Consider the following 13,724-nt stretch of genomic DNA (forward strand, 5'->3'; position numbering starts at 1 on the left):
CGAGGTGCGATGCGGCCAAGGCTACAGGGGCACGGGCTACATCATAGTCTAATTCTGCGGATCAGGCGCCTATTACCTTCGCACTATGTCGATAAAGCGCAAATTAAGGGGGTAGGGTCGCATAAAACGCGGCTATTTCGGCTTGCAGGCGGCCTGCACGGCGGCCTGAGCACGGTGCATCAGCTTGGCGTCGACACCGTCCGAGCTGTCGAGGTCCTTGATCTCCTCGTCGGTAAAGTTCTTTTTGATGGCCTGGGCGCCGCAGGTGCAGTGCTTGGTCGCCGTCGCGGCGTCGACGCCTTGCGCCTTGGCCGTTTCCTGGCACTGGGCCATGTAGTTTTTCTCCTTGCCCGCCGGGAAGTCGCCCGCAGTGGCAGCCAAGGGCAGCAGCAGGGCGCTAACGGCGCAGGCGGCCAGAAGGGAGGGAAGTCGCATAACCGGATACTCCTTGGGTTAAGGTCTCATCAAGAGTAGGTTGCTTCAGAAGGTCTGATAGGAAATTTTCCGTACAAGTTCACCTGGCAGGCACACTTGCCAAAATTTTCTGCCGACCCCTCTAGCCCCGTGCTAGCATGCCTCCCTTGCGGTATGCCTGTGGCAGCCGCATTTCTTTTTATACCTCCAGTCACTCTGGTTCGCCCCTGACCGGCCGAAAGGTCTCTGCCACTGTGAGGCAGGCTTTCCCGCGGGAAAGGCAGGGCGGATCTTGTACTGGCTCATCCCAACCCACGTGACCTTTGGTAGGGGTCACCACTAGGAGAGGAGGCGCCATGCCCGTTATTACTCTTCCCGATGGCAGTCAACGCACGTTCGACCAGCCGGTATCCGTAGCCGAAGTCGCCGCCTCGATCGGCGCCGGCCTGGCCAAGGCCACCCTGGCCGGCAAGGTCGACGGCAAGCTCGTCGATGCCTGCGACAAGATCGCTCACGACGCCACCCTGCAGATCATCACCCCCAAAGATGCAGAGGGACTGGAGATCATCCGTCACTCGTGCGCCCACCTGATCGGCCACGCAGTGAAGCAGCTGTACCCGACCGCCAAGATGGTGATCGGCCCGGTGATCGACGAAGGCTTCTATTACGACATCGCCTACGAGCGTCCCTTCACCCCGGACGACCTCGCTGCGATCGAAAAGCGCATGCAGCAGCTGATCGACACCGACTACGACGTGGTCAAGAAGATGACCCCGCGTGCCGAAGTCATCGACGTGTTCACCAGCCGTGGCGAAGACTACAAGCTGCGCCTGGTCGAAGACATGCCGGATGAACAGGCCATGGGCCTGTACTACCACGAAGAATACGTCGACATGTGCCGCGGCCCGCACGTGCCGAACACCCGCTTCCTCAAAGCCTTCAAGCTGACCAAGCTGAGCGGCGCCTACTGGCGCGGCGATGCCAAGAACGAGCAGCTGCAGCGCGTGTACGGCACCGCCTGGGCTGACAAGAAGCAGCTGGCGGCCTACATCCAGCGCATCGAAGAAGCCGAAAAACGCGACCACCGCAAGATCGGCAAGCAGCTCGACCTGTTCCACCTCCAGGAAGAAGCGCCGGGCATGGTGTTCTGGCACGCCAACGGTTGGACCATCTACCAGGTACTCGAGCAGTACATGCGTAAAGTCCAGCGCGAAAACGGCTACTCGGAAATCAAGACCCCGCAGGTCGTCGATCGCATCCTCTGGGAGCGTTCCGGCCACTGGACCAACTACGCCGAGAACATGTTCACCACTTCGTCGGAAAGCCGCGACTACGCGGTAAAACCGATGAACTGCCCGTGCCACGTGCAGGTGTTCAACCAGGGCCTGAAGTCCTACCGCGACCTGCCGCTGCGCCTGGCTGAGTTCGGTGCCTGCCACCGCAACGAGCCGTCCGGCGCGCTGCACGGCATCATGCGCGTGCGTGGCTTCGTGCAGGACGACGCGCACATCTTCTGCACCGAAGAACAGGTGAAGAAAGAAGCCGCCGACTTCATCAAGCTGACCCTCGATGTGTACAAGGACTTCGGTTTCACCGACGTCGCCATGAAGCTCTCGACTCGCCCGGCCAAGCGCGTGGGTTCCGAAGAGCTGTGGGACCGCGCTGAAGGCGCGCTGGCCGAAGCGCTGAACGACTCCGGCCTTGAGTGGGAATACCAGCCGGGCGAGGGCGCGTTCTACGGCCCGAAGATCGAGTTCACCCTGCGCGACTGCCTGGGCCGTAACTGGCAGTGCGGCACCCTGCAGTACGACCCGAACCTGCCTGAGCGCCTCGACGCCAGCTACATTGCCGAAGACAACAGCCGCGTGCGCCCGGTGATGCTGCACCGCGCCATCCTCGGTTCGTTCGAGCGCTTCATCGGTATGCTCATCGAGCACTATGCCGGCGTGTTCCCAGCATGGCTGGCGCCGACGCAGGCAGTGGTCATGAATATCACCGACAAGCAGGCCGATTTCGCCCTCGAGGTCGAGAAATCTCTGAACGGTAGCGGTTTCCGTGCCAAGTCGGACTTGAGAAATGAGAAGATCGGCTTTAAAATCCGCGAGCATACTTTGCTCAAGGTCCCGTACCTTTTGGTTATAGGGGATCGTGAAGTCGAAACGCAAACCGTCGCAGTGCGTACTCGCGAAGGCGCTGACCTGGGCTCCATGCCCGTCGCCCAGTTCGCTGAGCTGCTGCAACAGGCGGTTTCCCGGCGTGGTCGCCAAGAATCGGAGTAATGACTATTAAGCGTGAAATGAGAAACGATAAGCGTGCTGTACCGAAAGCCCCGATCAACGAGAATATCTCGGCCCGCGAGGTTCGGTTAATTGGCGCTGATGGCGAGCAGGTTGGCATCGTCTCGATTGATGAAGCGCTTCGTATCGCTGATGAAGCGAAGCTGGATCTGGTAGAAATCTCTGCAGACGCGGTACCGCCTGTCTGCAAAGTCATGGACTACGGCAAGCACCTCTTCGAGAAGAAGAAGCAGGCCAACGAAGCCAAGAAAAACCAGAAGCAGATTCAGATTAAAGAAATCAAGTTTCGTCCAGGGACGGAGGATGGGGATTACCAGGTAAAACTACGCAACCTGGTACGTTTCCTTACCGATGGGGACAAGGCCAAGATCTCTCTGAGATTCCGTGGCCGTGAGATGGCCCACCAGGAGCTGGGCATGGAGCTGTTGAAGCGGGTTGAAGCTGACCTCGCCGAATACGGCACCGTTGAGCAGCATCCGAAGATGGAAGGACGCCAGCTTATGATGGTCATCGCCCCCAAGAAAAAGAAGTAATCTCCCGGGCACGGCAGGCCTGATGATTATGTGTAATTTTATCGAATGCGGAGTTCCAACATGCCAAAAATGAAAACCAAGAGCGGTGCTGCGAAGCGTTTCCTGAAAACCGCTTCCGGCTTCAAGCACAAGCACGCTTTCAAGAGCCACATCCTGACCAAAATGTCGACCAAGCGTAAGCGTCAACTGCGCGGTGCCAGCTTGCTGCACCCGTCTGACGTTGCAAAAGTCGAGCGCATGCTGCGCGTACGTTAATTTCGGTCAAAGATAGAGGAAGTTACTCATGGCTCGTGTAAAGCGTGGCGTCATCGCTCGTAAGCGTCACAAGAAAATTCTGAAACTGGCTAAAGGCTACTACGGTGCACGTTCGCGCGTATTCCGTGTTGCCAAGCAGGCTGTCATCAAGGCAGGCCAATACGCCTACCGCGACCGTCGCCAGAAGAAGCGTCAGTTCCGCGCTCTGTGGATCGCTCGTATCAACGCCGGTGCACGCACCAACGGCCTGTCTTACAGCCGTCTGATTGCTGGCCTGAAAAAAGCGTCGATCGAAATCGACCGCAAGGTTCTGGCTGACCTGGCAGTGAACGAAAAAGCGGCGTTTGCTGCAATTGTCGAGAAAGCTAAAGCCGTTCTGGCCTAAGTACCCACGACAATCATCCGCCGGCGCCCTGCGCCGTCGGGTGTAAAACGTCATCGATAGGGGAAGAGCCTTCAAAAGCTCTTCCCCTATTTTCGTATCTGGAGTCTGTACATGGAAAACCTGGACGCGCTGGTTGCCCAAGCCCTTGAGGCCGTGGAACGCGCTGAAGACATCACAACCCTGGAACAGATCCGGGTCCAATTCCTCGGCAAGAAAGGCGAGCTGACCCAGGTGATGAAGACCCTGGGCAATCTGCCAGCCGAAGAGCGCCCCAAGGTTGGCGCGCTGATCAACGACGCCAAGGAACGCGTCACCGACGTGCTCAACGCACGCAAGGCCGCCTTTGAAGAGGCCGAGCTCAACGCTCGCCTGGCCGCCGAATGCATCGACGTCACCCTGCCAGGCCGTGGCCAGACCACCGGCGGGCTGCACCCGATCACCCGTACTCTCGAGCGCATCGAGCAGTTCTTCACCCACATCGGCTACGGCATCGCCGAAGGCCCTGAGGTCGAAGACGACTACCACAACTTCGAAGCGCTCAACATCCCCGGCCACCACCCGGCCCGGGCGATGCACGACACCTTCTATTTCAATGCCAACATGCTGCTGCGTACCCACACCTCGCCGGTGCAGGTGCGTACCATGGAATCGAGCCAGCCGCCGATCCGCATTGTCTGCCCGGGCCGCGTCTACCGCTGCGACTCGGATATCACCCATTCGCCGATGTTCCACCAGGTCGAAGGCCTGCTGATCGACCGCGATATCAACTTTGCCGACCTCAAGGGCACCATCGAAGAATTCCTGCGGGTGTTCTTCGAGAAAGAACTGGCCGTGCGCTTCCGCCCGTCGTTCTTCCCCTTCACCGAACCGAGCGCCGAAGTGGATATCCAGTGCGTGATGTGCTCCGGCAAAGGCTGCCGCGTGTGCAAGCAGACCGGCTGGCTGGAAGTGATGGGCTGCGGCATGGTCCACCCGAGCGTGCTGCGCATGTCCGGCATCGACCCGGAAGAATTCCAGGGCTTCGCCTTCGGCATGGGCGCCGAGCGCCTGGCCATGCTGCGCTATGGCGTCAACGATTTGCGTCTGTTCTTCGACAACGACCTGCGGTTCCTGGCGCAATTCCGCTAGGCCCAATCGACGCAAATTCTAGGAGAACAGCATGAAATTCAGTGAACAGTGGCTGCGCGGTTGGGTAAACCCGCAAGTCTCCCGTGACGAACTGGTCGCCCGCCTGTCCATGGCCGGCCTCGAAGTCGACAGCGTGACCCCCGCTGCCGGCCAGTTCAGCGGCATCGTGGTGGGCGAGATCCTCGCCACCGAACAACACCCAGACGCCGACAAACTGCGCGTGTGCCAGGTAAGCAACGGCGCAGAAACCTTCCAGGTGGTCTGCGGCGCCCCCAACGCTCGCCCAGGCATCAAGATCCCGTTCGCCATGATCGGCGCCGAGCTGCCGGGCGACTTCAAGATCAAGAAAGCCAAGCTGCGCGGCGTCGAGTCCTTCGGCATGCTGTGCTCGGCTGCCGAACTGCAGATCAGCGAAGAGAACGACGGCCTGCTGGAACTGGCTGCTGACGCCCCGATTGGCCAGGACATTCGCCAGTACCTGAACCTCGACGACGCCAGCATCGAGATCGGCCTGACCCCGAACCGCGGCGACTGCCTGTCCCTGGCCGGCCTGGCCCGCGACGTCAGCGCCCTGTACGACGTCCCGGTCACTCGCCCGGTAGTGCCGGCTGTCCCCGCTGCCCACGACGAAGTGCGCTCGGTGGAAGTCAGTGCCCCGGCGGCCTGCCCGCGTTACCTGGGCCGTGTCATCCGTAACGTCGACCTGAGCAAGCCGACCCCGCTGTGGATGGTCGAACGCCTGCGCCGCAGCGACGTGCGCAGCATCGACGCCGCCGTCGACATCACCAACTACGTGATGCTCGAACTCGGCCAGCCGATGCACGCCTTCGACCTCGCCGAAATCAACGGCGGTATCCGCGTGCGCATGGCCGAAGAGGGCGAGAAACTGGTCCTGCTGGACGGCCAGGAAGTTGCCCTGCGCGCCGACACCCTGGTGATCGCCGACCACACCCGCGCCCTGGCCATTGCCGGCGTGATGGGGGGCGAGCACAGCGGCGTCAACACCGAGAAGACCCGCGACCTGTTCCTGGAAAGCGCCTTCTTCGAGCCGATCTCCGTCGCCGGCAAGGCCCGTTCCTACGGCCTGCACACCGACGCCTCGCACCGCTACGAGCGCGGTGTCGATTCGCAACTGGCCCGCGAAGCCATGGAGCGCGCCACCGCGCTGCTGCTGGAGATCGTCGGCGGTGAAGCCGGCCCGATCGTCGAAGCCGTCAGCGAACAGCACCTGCCGAACATCGCGCCGATCACCCTGCGCGACGAACGCATCACCCAGATGCTCGGCCTGCAGATGGACGCCGCCCAGGTCGAGCAGCTGCTCAATGCCCTGGAGCTGACCACCAGCGCCAACGGCGGCTCTGATAAAGAGGCGCAGTGGACTGTTACCGTCCCAAGCCACCGCTTCGACATCAGCCTGGAAGTCGACCTGATCGAAGAGCTGGCCCGCCTGTACGGCTACAACAACCTGCCGGTCCGCTACCCGCAGGCGCGCCTGGCGCCCCAGGGCAAGCCAGAGACCCGCGGCGAGCTGCCGAACCTGCGTCGCCTGCTGGTCGCCCGCGGCTACCAGGAAGCCATCACCTACAGCTTCATCGACCCGAAGCTGTTCGAGCTGTTCACCCCAGGCGTCGAGCCACTGGTGCTGGCCAACCCGATCTCCAACGACATGGCCGCCATGCGCGCCTCGTTGTGGCCGGGCCTGGTCAAGGCGATGCAGCACAACCTCAACCGCCAGCAAGACCGCGTGCGCCTGTTCGAAAGCGGCCTGCGCTTCGTCGGCCAGCTGGGTGACCTCAAGCAGCAGCCGATGATCGCCGGCGTCGTTACCGGCAGCCGCCTGCCCGAAGGCTGGGCCAACGGCCGTGATAGCATCGACTTCTTCGACGTGAAAGCCGACGTGGAAGCCCTGCTGGGCTACTCGGGCGCCCTGAGCGACTTCAGCTTCGTCGCCGGCAAGCACCCAGCCCTGCACCCAGGCCAAACCGCCCGCATCGAGCGCGACGGCAAGGAAGTCGGCTACCTCGGCGCCATCCACCCGGAACTGGCCAAGACCCTCGGCCTCGACCGCCCGGTGTACGTCTTCGAGCTGGTGCTCGGCGATGTAGTGGAAGGCCGCCTGCCGAAGTTCAGCGAACTGTCCAAGTTCCCGGAAACCCGCCGTGACCTGGCTCTGATCGCAGGCCGCGATGTGGCTTCCAGTTCGGTGCTTGAAGTAATTCGTGACAATGCCGGCGAATGGCTCACAGACCTCAGGCTGTTTGACGTCTACCAGGGTAAAGGCATTGATCCTGATAGAAAAAGCCTGGCCGTCGGCTTGACCTGGCAACATCCATCGCGCACTCTTAACGACGATGAGGTGAACGAAACCCTGCAAAATATCCTCACCTCGCTCGAACAAAGGTTGAACACCACGTTAAGGAAATAACGGCATGGGTGCTCTGACGAAAGCTGAGATGGCCGAAAGGCTGTACGAGGAGCTGGGGCTCAACAAGCGAGAGGCCAAGGAGCTGGTCGAGCTGTTTTTCGAAGAAATTCGGCATGCGCTTGAAGATAACGAGCAGGTCAAGTTGTCCGGTTTCGGCAACTTCGACCTTCGCGACAAACGCCAGCGGCCGGGTCGCAACCCCAAAACCGGGGAAGAGATCCCGATCACCGCTCGCCGCGTCGTCACCTTTCGTCCAGGGCAGAAGCTGAAAGCCCGGGTAGAGGCCTATGCTGGAACCAAGCCATAACGACGAGCTGCCCCCCATCCCGGGCAAACGCTACTTCACCATTGGTGAAGTCAGCGAGCTCTGTGCGGTAAAACCGCACGTGCTGCGCTACTGGGAGCAGGAGTTTCCGCAGCTCAACCCAGTGAAGCGCCGTGGGAACCGGCGGTATTATCAGCGCCAAGACGTGCTGATGATCCGCCAGATCCGCGCTTTGCTGTATGACCAGGGCTTTACCATTGGGGGGGCGCGGTTGCGGCTCTCCAGTGATGAGGTCAAGGATGAATCCAGCCAGTACAAGCAGCTGATTCGGCAGATGATTGCCGAGTTGGAGGATGTGTTGGTGGTGTTGAAGAAGTGATCTGGTTGGCGACAAACGGAAAGTTTTTTGAAAAAAAGCTTCCATTATTCAAAAGCTTAGGTTAAATTCTTCAACGTTCTCAGCGGTATCGAGAATGATGTCGGGGCGTAGCGCAGCCCGGTAGCGCACTTGCATGGGGTGCAAGGGGTCGAGTGTTCGAATCACTCCGTCCCGACCAATAATCCCAATGACTTAGCCACCTTCTGGTGGCTTTTTCATTTCTAGGCATAGTGACTTTTCGAGTGACTTCGCCTTTTTCCTCATCCGATTCTCCTCTTCAAGATCGTCAGTACCGGACCGCGCGAGTCTGTGGCCGATACCTTGTTTGCCGCATCAATCATCTGACCAATCTCCGCTCCGGAGTAATGACTGGTCACGCTTCCGCTCTTGTGGCCAAGTAGCGACTTCCGGTCTTCCAGGCTCACAGCTGCTGCCTTCAGTCTTCGTCCGAATGTATGCTTCAGGTCGTGAACCCTGATGGAAGCGAACCCTGGGTGCGCCGGCCGCAAGTGTTGCTCCTGCCAGAGCTTTGCCGCGCGCATCCGCGCTTTCTTCCAGGCCGAGTCGTTCATCCGATGCATCGCGGTGCCGTTGTATGGGAAAACCCACTCACGGCTGATGCCACGCTGCGCTTCGATGATCGACTTGGCCACGCTGTTCAGCACGACCAGGCGCTCCTCCCGATTTTTGACCCCGGAGTTCTCATGCCTTCCGCCAAACTCGGCGGGTATCAGAAACACGCTGGCATCCAGTTCCGGGACAAAGATCTCCCAGTCCCACCTCAGCTTGCAGACCTCTTGCTCGCGGCAGCCGGTGTTCACCTTGAACAGGGCCATTCGCTGCAGATGGTCGGGCAACTCCCCAAATAGAATCGACTGCTCTTCCCAGGACATGGGGTAGGGCTGTCGACTCGACTTCTTCTCGTCCAGCTTGGTGAGCAGCGGCACGCTGTCGAGCCAGGGTCGGCGCTCTTCATCCCGCCACTTCCGGCAAGCCAGCTGGAGGACGCGAATCACTCGCTCGATCGCGATGTTGACCGTCCTATTGCTGACGCCCTTCTTCACCTTTCCATCCGGCAGCACCGAATCAGCCTTCCGATCCCGCACGTAGGCGGCCAGGGCCTCGTCATCAATGTGCGTCAATGGAAGGTGACCGATGTACTCGACCACCTGCTCCAAATAAAGCGCCGTGAGCCTAATGGATGGCTGCTCCTTGTTCTCGACCAGGTACTTCGCCGCGGCTGTGGCGAATGTCTTGATTTCGCGAACGCCGTACACCTTGCGCTGCCGAATCTTCTCCAGCAGATGGATCAGGTACTGCTCTGCCTCCTGCCGGTCACAAGTTCCAGTGCTTTCTTGAATTCTTTCTCCCCTGTAGACCTTGTCGATTTTCCAGATGCCGCTGGGCATTTTCTGGAGTCCTGTGATTGCCTTTTTGGCCATGGAGTCTCCTTGGATTCCCCGGCCTTGCTTACGCTGCGGGGTCGATTGTTGTCCTGATTGCTCGCCTTTTCAACGGCCATGGCCTCGATGTAGGCGTCGACCCAAGCATCAAGCTCGAGTCGGTCGAAGCCCACGCCCTGTTTCCCGATCGGGAATTCACGGACATGCGGCCTGACGGTGTTCTTGAATTCGTCCTTGCACATGCCGAGATACCCGGGCGCTTCGCCAGCCCGGATGATTCTCGGCAGCAGGGCCGGCTGCACTGCAGCGGTGGCGTTTGCCATGTTGTTCTCCACGCCGCCGGTGGCGGCAGGCTGTGTCAGGCCGTGGCCTGGGCGATGGTCTGCTCGAAGCGAAAGGCCAGATCGGCGTTTACCTCGGCCTTGGCCAGGCTGTCTTCGGTGCCCTTGGCCCGGTGAGAGCTGGCGCTCGTTACCTGCATTGAGCTGGCTGTCAGGGATGCAGCTGATGCCGACGCCATTCAGCAGGTAGCAGGTGACGCCGCGCTGGCTGTCGTGCTGCACGTCGATGACGTTCTCGGTTGCCCGTGAGTCCTGAAGCCGACGGCGAACTCTATGAGCTCGCGCGGCGCGCTGACCATCTCGGTATTGCTGGATCGGTTTTCTGTGGGCATGGGTATGTCTCGTAAGTATGATGACGTTTTGGTATCAGTCGACGTCAGGAGGGCTTTGTGAAGTACGAAACGTCTGTGGTTTATTTGGAGCAAGTGCCAAAAGTGGTTGTTGATACTGGGTTTGATTGGACAAACTTGTGGACCTTTATTGCGACTATCGCAATTTTTGTTTTGGGCACCTACTTGACTATCCGAAATTTCAAAACGACTGTGGATAGTCAAGAGCGTGTCGCCGCTGAAAATGCGGATATACAGCGGAGTGGAATTTCAAGTCAGGAATTGATTGCCAGGCAAAATTCACTGAAATCTAGTCGGCAGAGCTGGATTAACGATCTCAGAGATACAACGGCGCAATTCATTGCAAGCGCGCTGAATGTTCAGCGATTAAATGTGTATCTCGAGGCTGCCGAGAATAGATGGGCTTACCTGATTATTGATAATCGCGAGGCGGCGGAGAAAGCAAGGGCTGACTGGTCAAATTCTCACATACAGGCACTTAGAGAGCTGGTAGGGTTGAAGTTGAAAATAGAATTGCTGCTAAATCCAGATGAAAATAAATCAGTGAGATTCATGGAGGAGATAAATAAGCTACATAAAGAGTGCGATCAGGCTGGCGGTCCTGCAAAGGCAATCGCGGCGGACGTAGTGTCTTCCTGTCAATTAATTTTGAAGGAGGAGTGGGAGAAGGCAAAGTTAGGAAAGTAGCTATTCATACCTTTGCAATCAGGTCTGCTTCTGCAATTTCGCAAAAGAATGAGCAAGCTGGGATCTTTTCGTTACGCCGCACCGGGCCATCGCCCAGTTGGCGAAGAGAAAAGCGTATGTTGGTGGCGCGGTTGCGGAATAGGTAGGAGCCTTCGCCCAAGTCATCCTGAATGGCGCACAGCGCCTCAAACTGTTCAGGGAAGTCCTGCCTGATCGCGCGGAAGTAGCCTTCGCCGCCCTTCACGCAGCCGATGCAGTTGGCGTTGTCGTAGCCCATCCGGTACATCAGGGGTAGCTCGATGCCGGCGCGCAGCAGGATGGCCTTGCAGTCCTCCTTGCCCAGGCCACGCTCAATCAGCGGGGCTATGATAGGTCGGTCAGGGTTGCGCTCGCGGAAGTCGTCGAGCCGATCAACTTCCTCGGCCGTGTAGCCGAACACCATCACGTCGCCAGGCTGCTTCCAGTTATCGAGTTGTCGGCGCTTGAGGATCTTGGTGCATGAAGCGCCTGTGCGGCCTTTGATGTAGCGCTCGCGGCGAAAGACCTCCAGCACGTTGGCGCCGTACTTTTCATCACGCAGGACCGTGATAGGTCGGCCGAACCAGGCTTCGCAGTCCTGGGCGAACCGGCGGTTGTCTTCGTGCTCGTTGACGAGGAAGGCATTCACGATCTGGACGTCATGGGTGGCGCTGTATTCGGCCAGGGCCAGCTTGGTGGCCACCGCCGAGGCAGCGCCGCAGCTGAACTGGCAGACGATTCGATTGGGCATGGTGGCTCCTGGCCGGTATAATGCGCATGAAAATAACTCAACGCTGAGTCAAGGAAGTCAAATGCCAGCAGATTTAATGACTATCACTGATAGTGAAGCCAGAAAGCTTTATGTTGATGTTTTAAACAGCAAGGGCTTTAGATATGAAATGGACGGGGATGGCGATATCATATTTCAGATCCCTGACATTAACTTAAAGTTTTTGATTTTGCTTGATAGTAAGCAGTTGGAGTTTGTTAGAGTCTGCTGTCCTAATTTCTATAGATTCAGCGCCGCGGAGGAAGGTAGGGTCTATAAGGCATGTAACTTTGCTAACTTAACGACTAAGGTTGGGAAGGTTTATCTAAACTCGGAAAAGAAAACGGTTTGGAGTGCCTATGAAAGTTATGTCTCGGATCTTTCTGTAGCACGACTGGATGAAGAGCTAAAGAATGCCTTGATATCAATACATCTGGGTGTCAAGAATTTCATCTCATCAATCGAATCAAGTGAGTGAAGGATGGCTATGGAGGGCGATTCTGAGAAAAAAAATGGAACCTTCGGAGGTAAGACTGTCGGTACCGCTGGCGGAGGAATTTTTCTTATATTATGCAATGGATATATATCAACTCCTCAAATTAAGGAGATCGCTATATATGCGTCACCATTTGTAGCTGTTTGGTGCAAGGAATGGGGCGGATTATTTGCTTATAGTATTAGGCTGTGGGTGGTTCAGGAGATACAAGACTATAAGCTGAAACGGCTGAAGAAGAGAATCGACGGCATGCCTAATGAACCAGCCGCTGATGCATTTAAAAAAGAAGTGAATGACAAGTACTATAGGGTAAGCACAGATATAATTCATGCGGGGCTTGCTGATGTTGAGAGGCTGGGTAAGTTTGCTTTCCCAAAAGATAGAAAAGACGACGGCTAGTTGTTTTGATATTAGTGTGCAAGCCTTGATTAAGGCGTCCTCAGATACTAGATGCCCCCCGCGAGGCGTAAAACTGAGCTCGGTGATTACTTCCGCCCTCGCCGGGGTGGCGTGATTCGTTGAAGTGGGGAAGGCGCTGGCTGTCAGCGTCGGAGGGTCAGGCGGCGCGCACCTTGAAGGTCAGCATGGCGGTGGCGTCGTCGAAGCATTCATCCAGCTCTTGATAGGCCCGGTACTTGGCCTGGCTGCGAGTGGCTGCCCATACGCGCAGAACGTAGTGGCGCGCATCGCCCAGCATGTACCGCACGTCATCCCAGTCGTACATGCCGTTGGTGAGAACTTCCCACTGCTTGAGCGGCAGCGTCTCGGCCATCTCGCCGTACTGCATCTCCCAGGTTGGGTGGTAGTTGCGGATGCGCTTCTTCGGGTCGCTATCAAGAATGACGCCGATGTACTGACCCCGGTCGGCCATGATGACGCCCGGCTCACCGTTGGCGATGACGCGGCGCCCGACCTCTGCCGGCACGCCGTAGGTGCGGCGAACGTAGTCGCAGTTGTAGTTGCTCATGGATCGCTCCTTGGTCAGGCGGATACGGCACTGTCAGCGGGTGGCTTCGGCTGGTAGACCAGAGTGCCGTCGAGGATGGCCGCCTTGATCGCTTCGAACTCCCAGGCGTAGTACTGCGACTCGACGTAAACCCGCAGTTCGGGGTAGTCGTGCTGCTTCCGGCGGATGAAGGCCTCGGCCGCTTCCTTGGTGAAGTGGCTGTTTACGATTTCCCAGTGCTTGTTCCAGCCGGTGACTGTGTGGTCGTCGAGTTCGGCCAGGAACCCCCACTGATCATCCGTATCCAGTTCAAGGAAATCGCATTCGTGGTTGACCTGGACCGCCTGGTTGATCTCCTGCTGCTCTTCCTCGTCGAGATCTGCCCAGTATTCTTCAGGGCTGAACCATCTGCTGTCTTCCAGGCAGACCACCAGGCCCTCGGCGTAGTCAGCCTCATAGCCGTAGTCGATTCGCTTCTGTTGCACGGTGAAGAGCGCGCAGGCCGTGTGGTGCCACTTCACGCCTTGGCCGTTGCAGTGGTGGCGAAGGCGGGTAACGAAGTCCGCCCAGGTGTCGGCGTTCATCGGGTGGCCGGTTGCCAGGCTTGGGCTGGCTTCGGTATCGCTCATGGCT

At 58.4% G+C, this 13,724-nt stretch carries 18 protein-coding genes, 1 tRNA gene and 1 pseudogene; 12 read left to right on the plus strand and 8 right to left on the minus strand.

The annotated features are described in order from the left end of the window. Positions 1–132: 132 nt before the first annotated feature. Entirely contained in the window at positions 133–435 is a 303-nt protein-coding gene (locus ACQ4N9_RS08985; protein ID WP_390968990.1) for a hypothetical protein, read from the minus strand. A 335-nt stretch (positions 436–770) separates the two neighbouring features. Between ACQ4N9_RS08985 and thrS the strand changes: the two genes are divergently transcribed. From thrS to ACQ4N9_RS09030, 9 genes are all read left to right on the plus strand, one after another. After that, positions 771–2,693 (plus strand): threonine--tRNA ligase, encoded by a 1,923-nt coding sequence (gene thrS / locus ACQ4N9_RS08990; protein WP_390968988.1) that lies wholly within the window; start codon positions 771–773, stop codon positions 2,691–2,693. Next, positions 2,693–3,244, plus strand: a complete 552-nt coding sequence (infC, locus tag ACQ4N9_RS08995) for a translation initiation factor IF-3 (protein ID WP_012052879.1) — start codon at positions 2,693–2,695, stop codon at positions 3,242–3,244. The genes thrS and infC overlap by 1 nt, the downstream gene beginning before the upstream one ends. A 60-nt stretch (positions 3,245–3,304) precedes the next feature. Beyond that, the gene (rpmI, locus tag ACQ4N9_RS09000) at positions 3,305–3,499 is read left to right on the plus strand and encodes a 50S ribosomal protein L35 (RefSeq protein ID WP_003250667.1); all 195 of its coding nucleotides are present in this window, start codon (positions 3,305–3,307) and stop codon (positions 3,497–3,499) included. 28 nt (positions 3,500–3,527) lie between these two features. Next, the gene (gene rplT, locus ACQ4N9_RS09005; RefSeq protein ID WP_003250671.1) at positions 3,528–3,884 is read left to right on the plus strand and encodes a 50S ribosomal protein L20; all 357 of its coding nucleotides are present in this window, start codon (positions 3,528–3,530) and stop codon (positions 3,882–3,884) included. A gap of 111 nt (positions 3,885–3,995) precedes the next feature. Further along, positions 3,996–5,012 carry a phenylalanine--tRNA ligase subunit alpha gene (gene pheS, locus ACQ4N9_RS09010; protein WP_110993887.1) on the plus strand — a complete coding sequence of 339 codons (1,017 nt, stop codon included), beginning with the start codon at positions 3,996–3,998 and terminating at the stop codon, positions 5,010–5,012. A gap of 31 nt (positions 5,013–5,043) precedes the next feature. After that, a complete protein-coding gene (pheT, locus tag ACQ4N9_RS09015; RefSeq protein WP_390968984.1) occupies positions 5,044–7,437 on the plus strand; it encodes a phenylalanine--tRNA ligase subunit beta in 2,394 nt (797 codons plus the stop codon). Between the two features lie 4 nt (positions 7,438–7,441). Next, positions 7,442–7,744 carry an integration host factor subunit alpha gene (ihfA, locus tag ACQ4N9_RS09020; RefSeq protein ID WP_009394049.1) on the plus strand — a complete coding sequence of 101 codons (303 nt, stop codon included), beginning with the start codon at positions 7,442–7,444 and terminating at the stop codon, positions 7,742–7,744. Continuing rightward, positions 7,725–8,081: a MerR family transcriptional regulator gene (locus tag ACQ4N9_RS09025; RefSeq protein WP_011533210.1), complete on the plus strand. Its 357-nt coding sequence runs from the start codon at positions 7,725–7,727 to the stop codon at positions 8,079–8,081. The genes ihfA and ACQ4N9_RS09025 overlap by 20 nt, the downstream gene beginning before the upstream one ends. 101 nt (positions 8,082–8,182) lie before the next feature. Continuing rightward, a tRNA-Pro gene (locus tag ACQ4N9_RS09030) sits at positions 8,183–8,259 on the plus strand. An 82-nt stretch (positions 8,260–8,341) separates the two neighbouring features. Here the strand turns inward: ACQ4N9_RS09030 and ACQ4N9_RS09035 are convergent. The 4 genes and pseudogenes from ACQ4N9_RS09035 to ACQ4N9_RS09050 all read right to left on the minus strand — a co-directional run. Continuing rightward, positions 8,342–9,490: a tyrosine-type recombinase/integrase gene (locus tag ACQ4N9_RS09035; RefSeq protein ID WP_390968982.1), complete on the minus strand. Its 1,149-nt coding sequence runs from the start codon at positions 9,488–9,490 to the stop codon at positions 8,342–8,344. Further along, a complete protein-coding gene (locus ACQ4N9_RS09040; protein ID WP_390968980.1) occupies positions 9,391–9,807 on the minus strand; it encodes a hypothetical protein in 417 nt (138 codons plus the stop codon). The genes ACQ4N9_RS09035 and ACQ4N9_RS09040 overlap by 100 nt, the downstream gene beginning before the upstream one ends. A 35-nt stretch (positions 9,808–9,842) precedes the next feature. Next, the gene (locus ACQ4N9_RS09045; RefSeq protein ID WP_390968978.1) at positions 9,843–9,965 is read right to left on the minus strand and encodes a hypothetical protein; all 123 of its coding nucleotides are present in this window, start codon (positions 9,963–9,965) and stop codon (positions 9,843–9,845) included. Continuing rightward, positions 9,913–10,140 (minus strand): annotated as a pseudogene (locus ACQ4N9_RS09050) (hypothetical protein); the annotation flags it as partial. The pseudogene ACQ4N9_RS09050 and the gene ACQ4N9_RS09045, both read right to left, overlap by 53 nt. Before the next feature lie 74 nt (positions 10,141–10,214). Here ACQ4N9_RS09050 and ACQ4N9_RS09055 point away from each other — a divergent pair. Then, positions 10,215–10,862: a hypothetical protein gene (locus ACQ4N9_RS09055; RefSeq protein ID WP_390968976.1), complete on the plus strand. Its 648-nt coding sequence runs from the start codon at positions 10,215–10,217 to the stop codon at positions 10,860–10,862. A gap of 4 nt (positions 10,863–10,866) precedes the next feature. Here the strand turns inward: ACQ4N9_RS09055 and ACQ4N9_RS09060 are convergent, their stop codons facing one another. Beyond that, positions 10,867–11,631, minus strand: a complete 765-nt coding sequence (locus ACQ4N9_RS09060; RefSeq protein ID WP_390968974.1) for a hypothetical protein — start codon at positions 11,629–11,631, stop codon at positions 10,867–10,869. 61 nt (positions 11,632–11,692) lie between these two features. On the opposite strand from ACQ4N9_RS09060, the gene ACQ4N9_RS09065 reads away from it, so the two are divergent. Further along, positions 11,693–12,127 carry a YbjN domain-containing protein gene (locus ACQ4N9_RS09065; RefSeq protein WP_390968972.1) on the plus strand — a complete coding sequence of 145 codons (435 nt, stop codon included), beginning with the start codon at positions 11,693–11,695 and terminating at the stop codon, positions 12,125–12,127. A 3-nt stretch (positions 12,128–12,130) separates the two neighbouring features. After that, positions 12,131–12,544 carry a hypothetical protein gene (locus ACQ4N9_RS09070; protein WP_390968970.1) on the plus strand — a complete coding sequence of 138 codons (414 nt, stop codon included), beginning with the start codon at positions 12,131–12,133 and terminating at the stop codon, positions 12,542–12,544. 157 nt (positions 12,545–12,701) lie between these two features. Here the strand turns inward: ACQ4N9_RS09070 and ACQ4N9_RS09075 are convergent, their stop codons facing one another. Both ACQ4N9_RS09075 and ACQ4N9_RS09080 read right to left on the minus strand, forming a co-directional pair. Continuing rightward, a complete protein-coding gene (locus tag ACQ4N9_RS09075) occupies positions 12,702–13,112 on the minus strand; it encodes a hypothetical protein (RefSeq protein ID WP_390968968.1) in 411 nt (136 codons plus the stop codon). A gap of 14 nt (positions 13,113–13,126) precedes the next feature. Beyond that, positions 13,127–13,720 carry a hypothetical protein gene (locus ACQ4N9_RS09080; protein ID WP_390968966.1) on the minus strand — a complete coding sequence of 198 codons (594 nt, stop codon included), beginning with the start codon at positions 13,718–13,720 and terminating at the stop codon, positions 13,127–13,129. Between the last annotated feature and the right edge of the window lie 4 nt (positions 13,721–13,724).

Source organism: Pseudomonas sp. ES1 (genome assembly GCF_050586605.1).
Lineage (GTDB): Bacteria > Pseudomonadota > Gammaproteobacteria > Pseudomonadales > Pseudomonadaceae > Aquipseudomonas > Aquipseudomonas sichuanensis.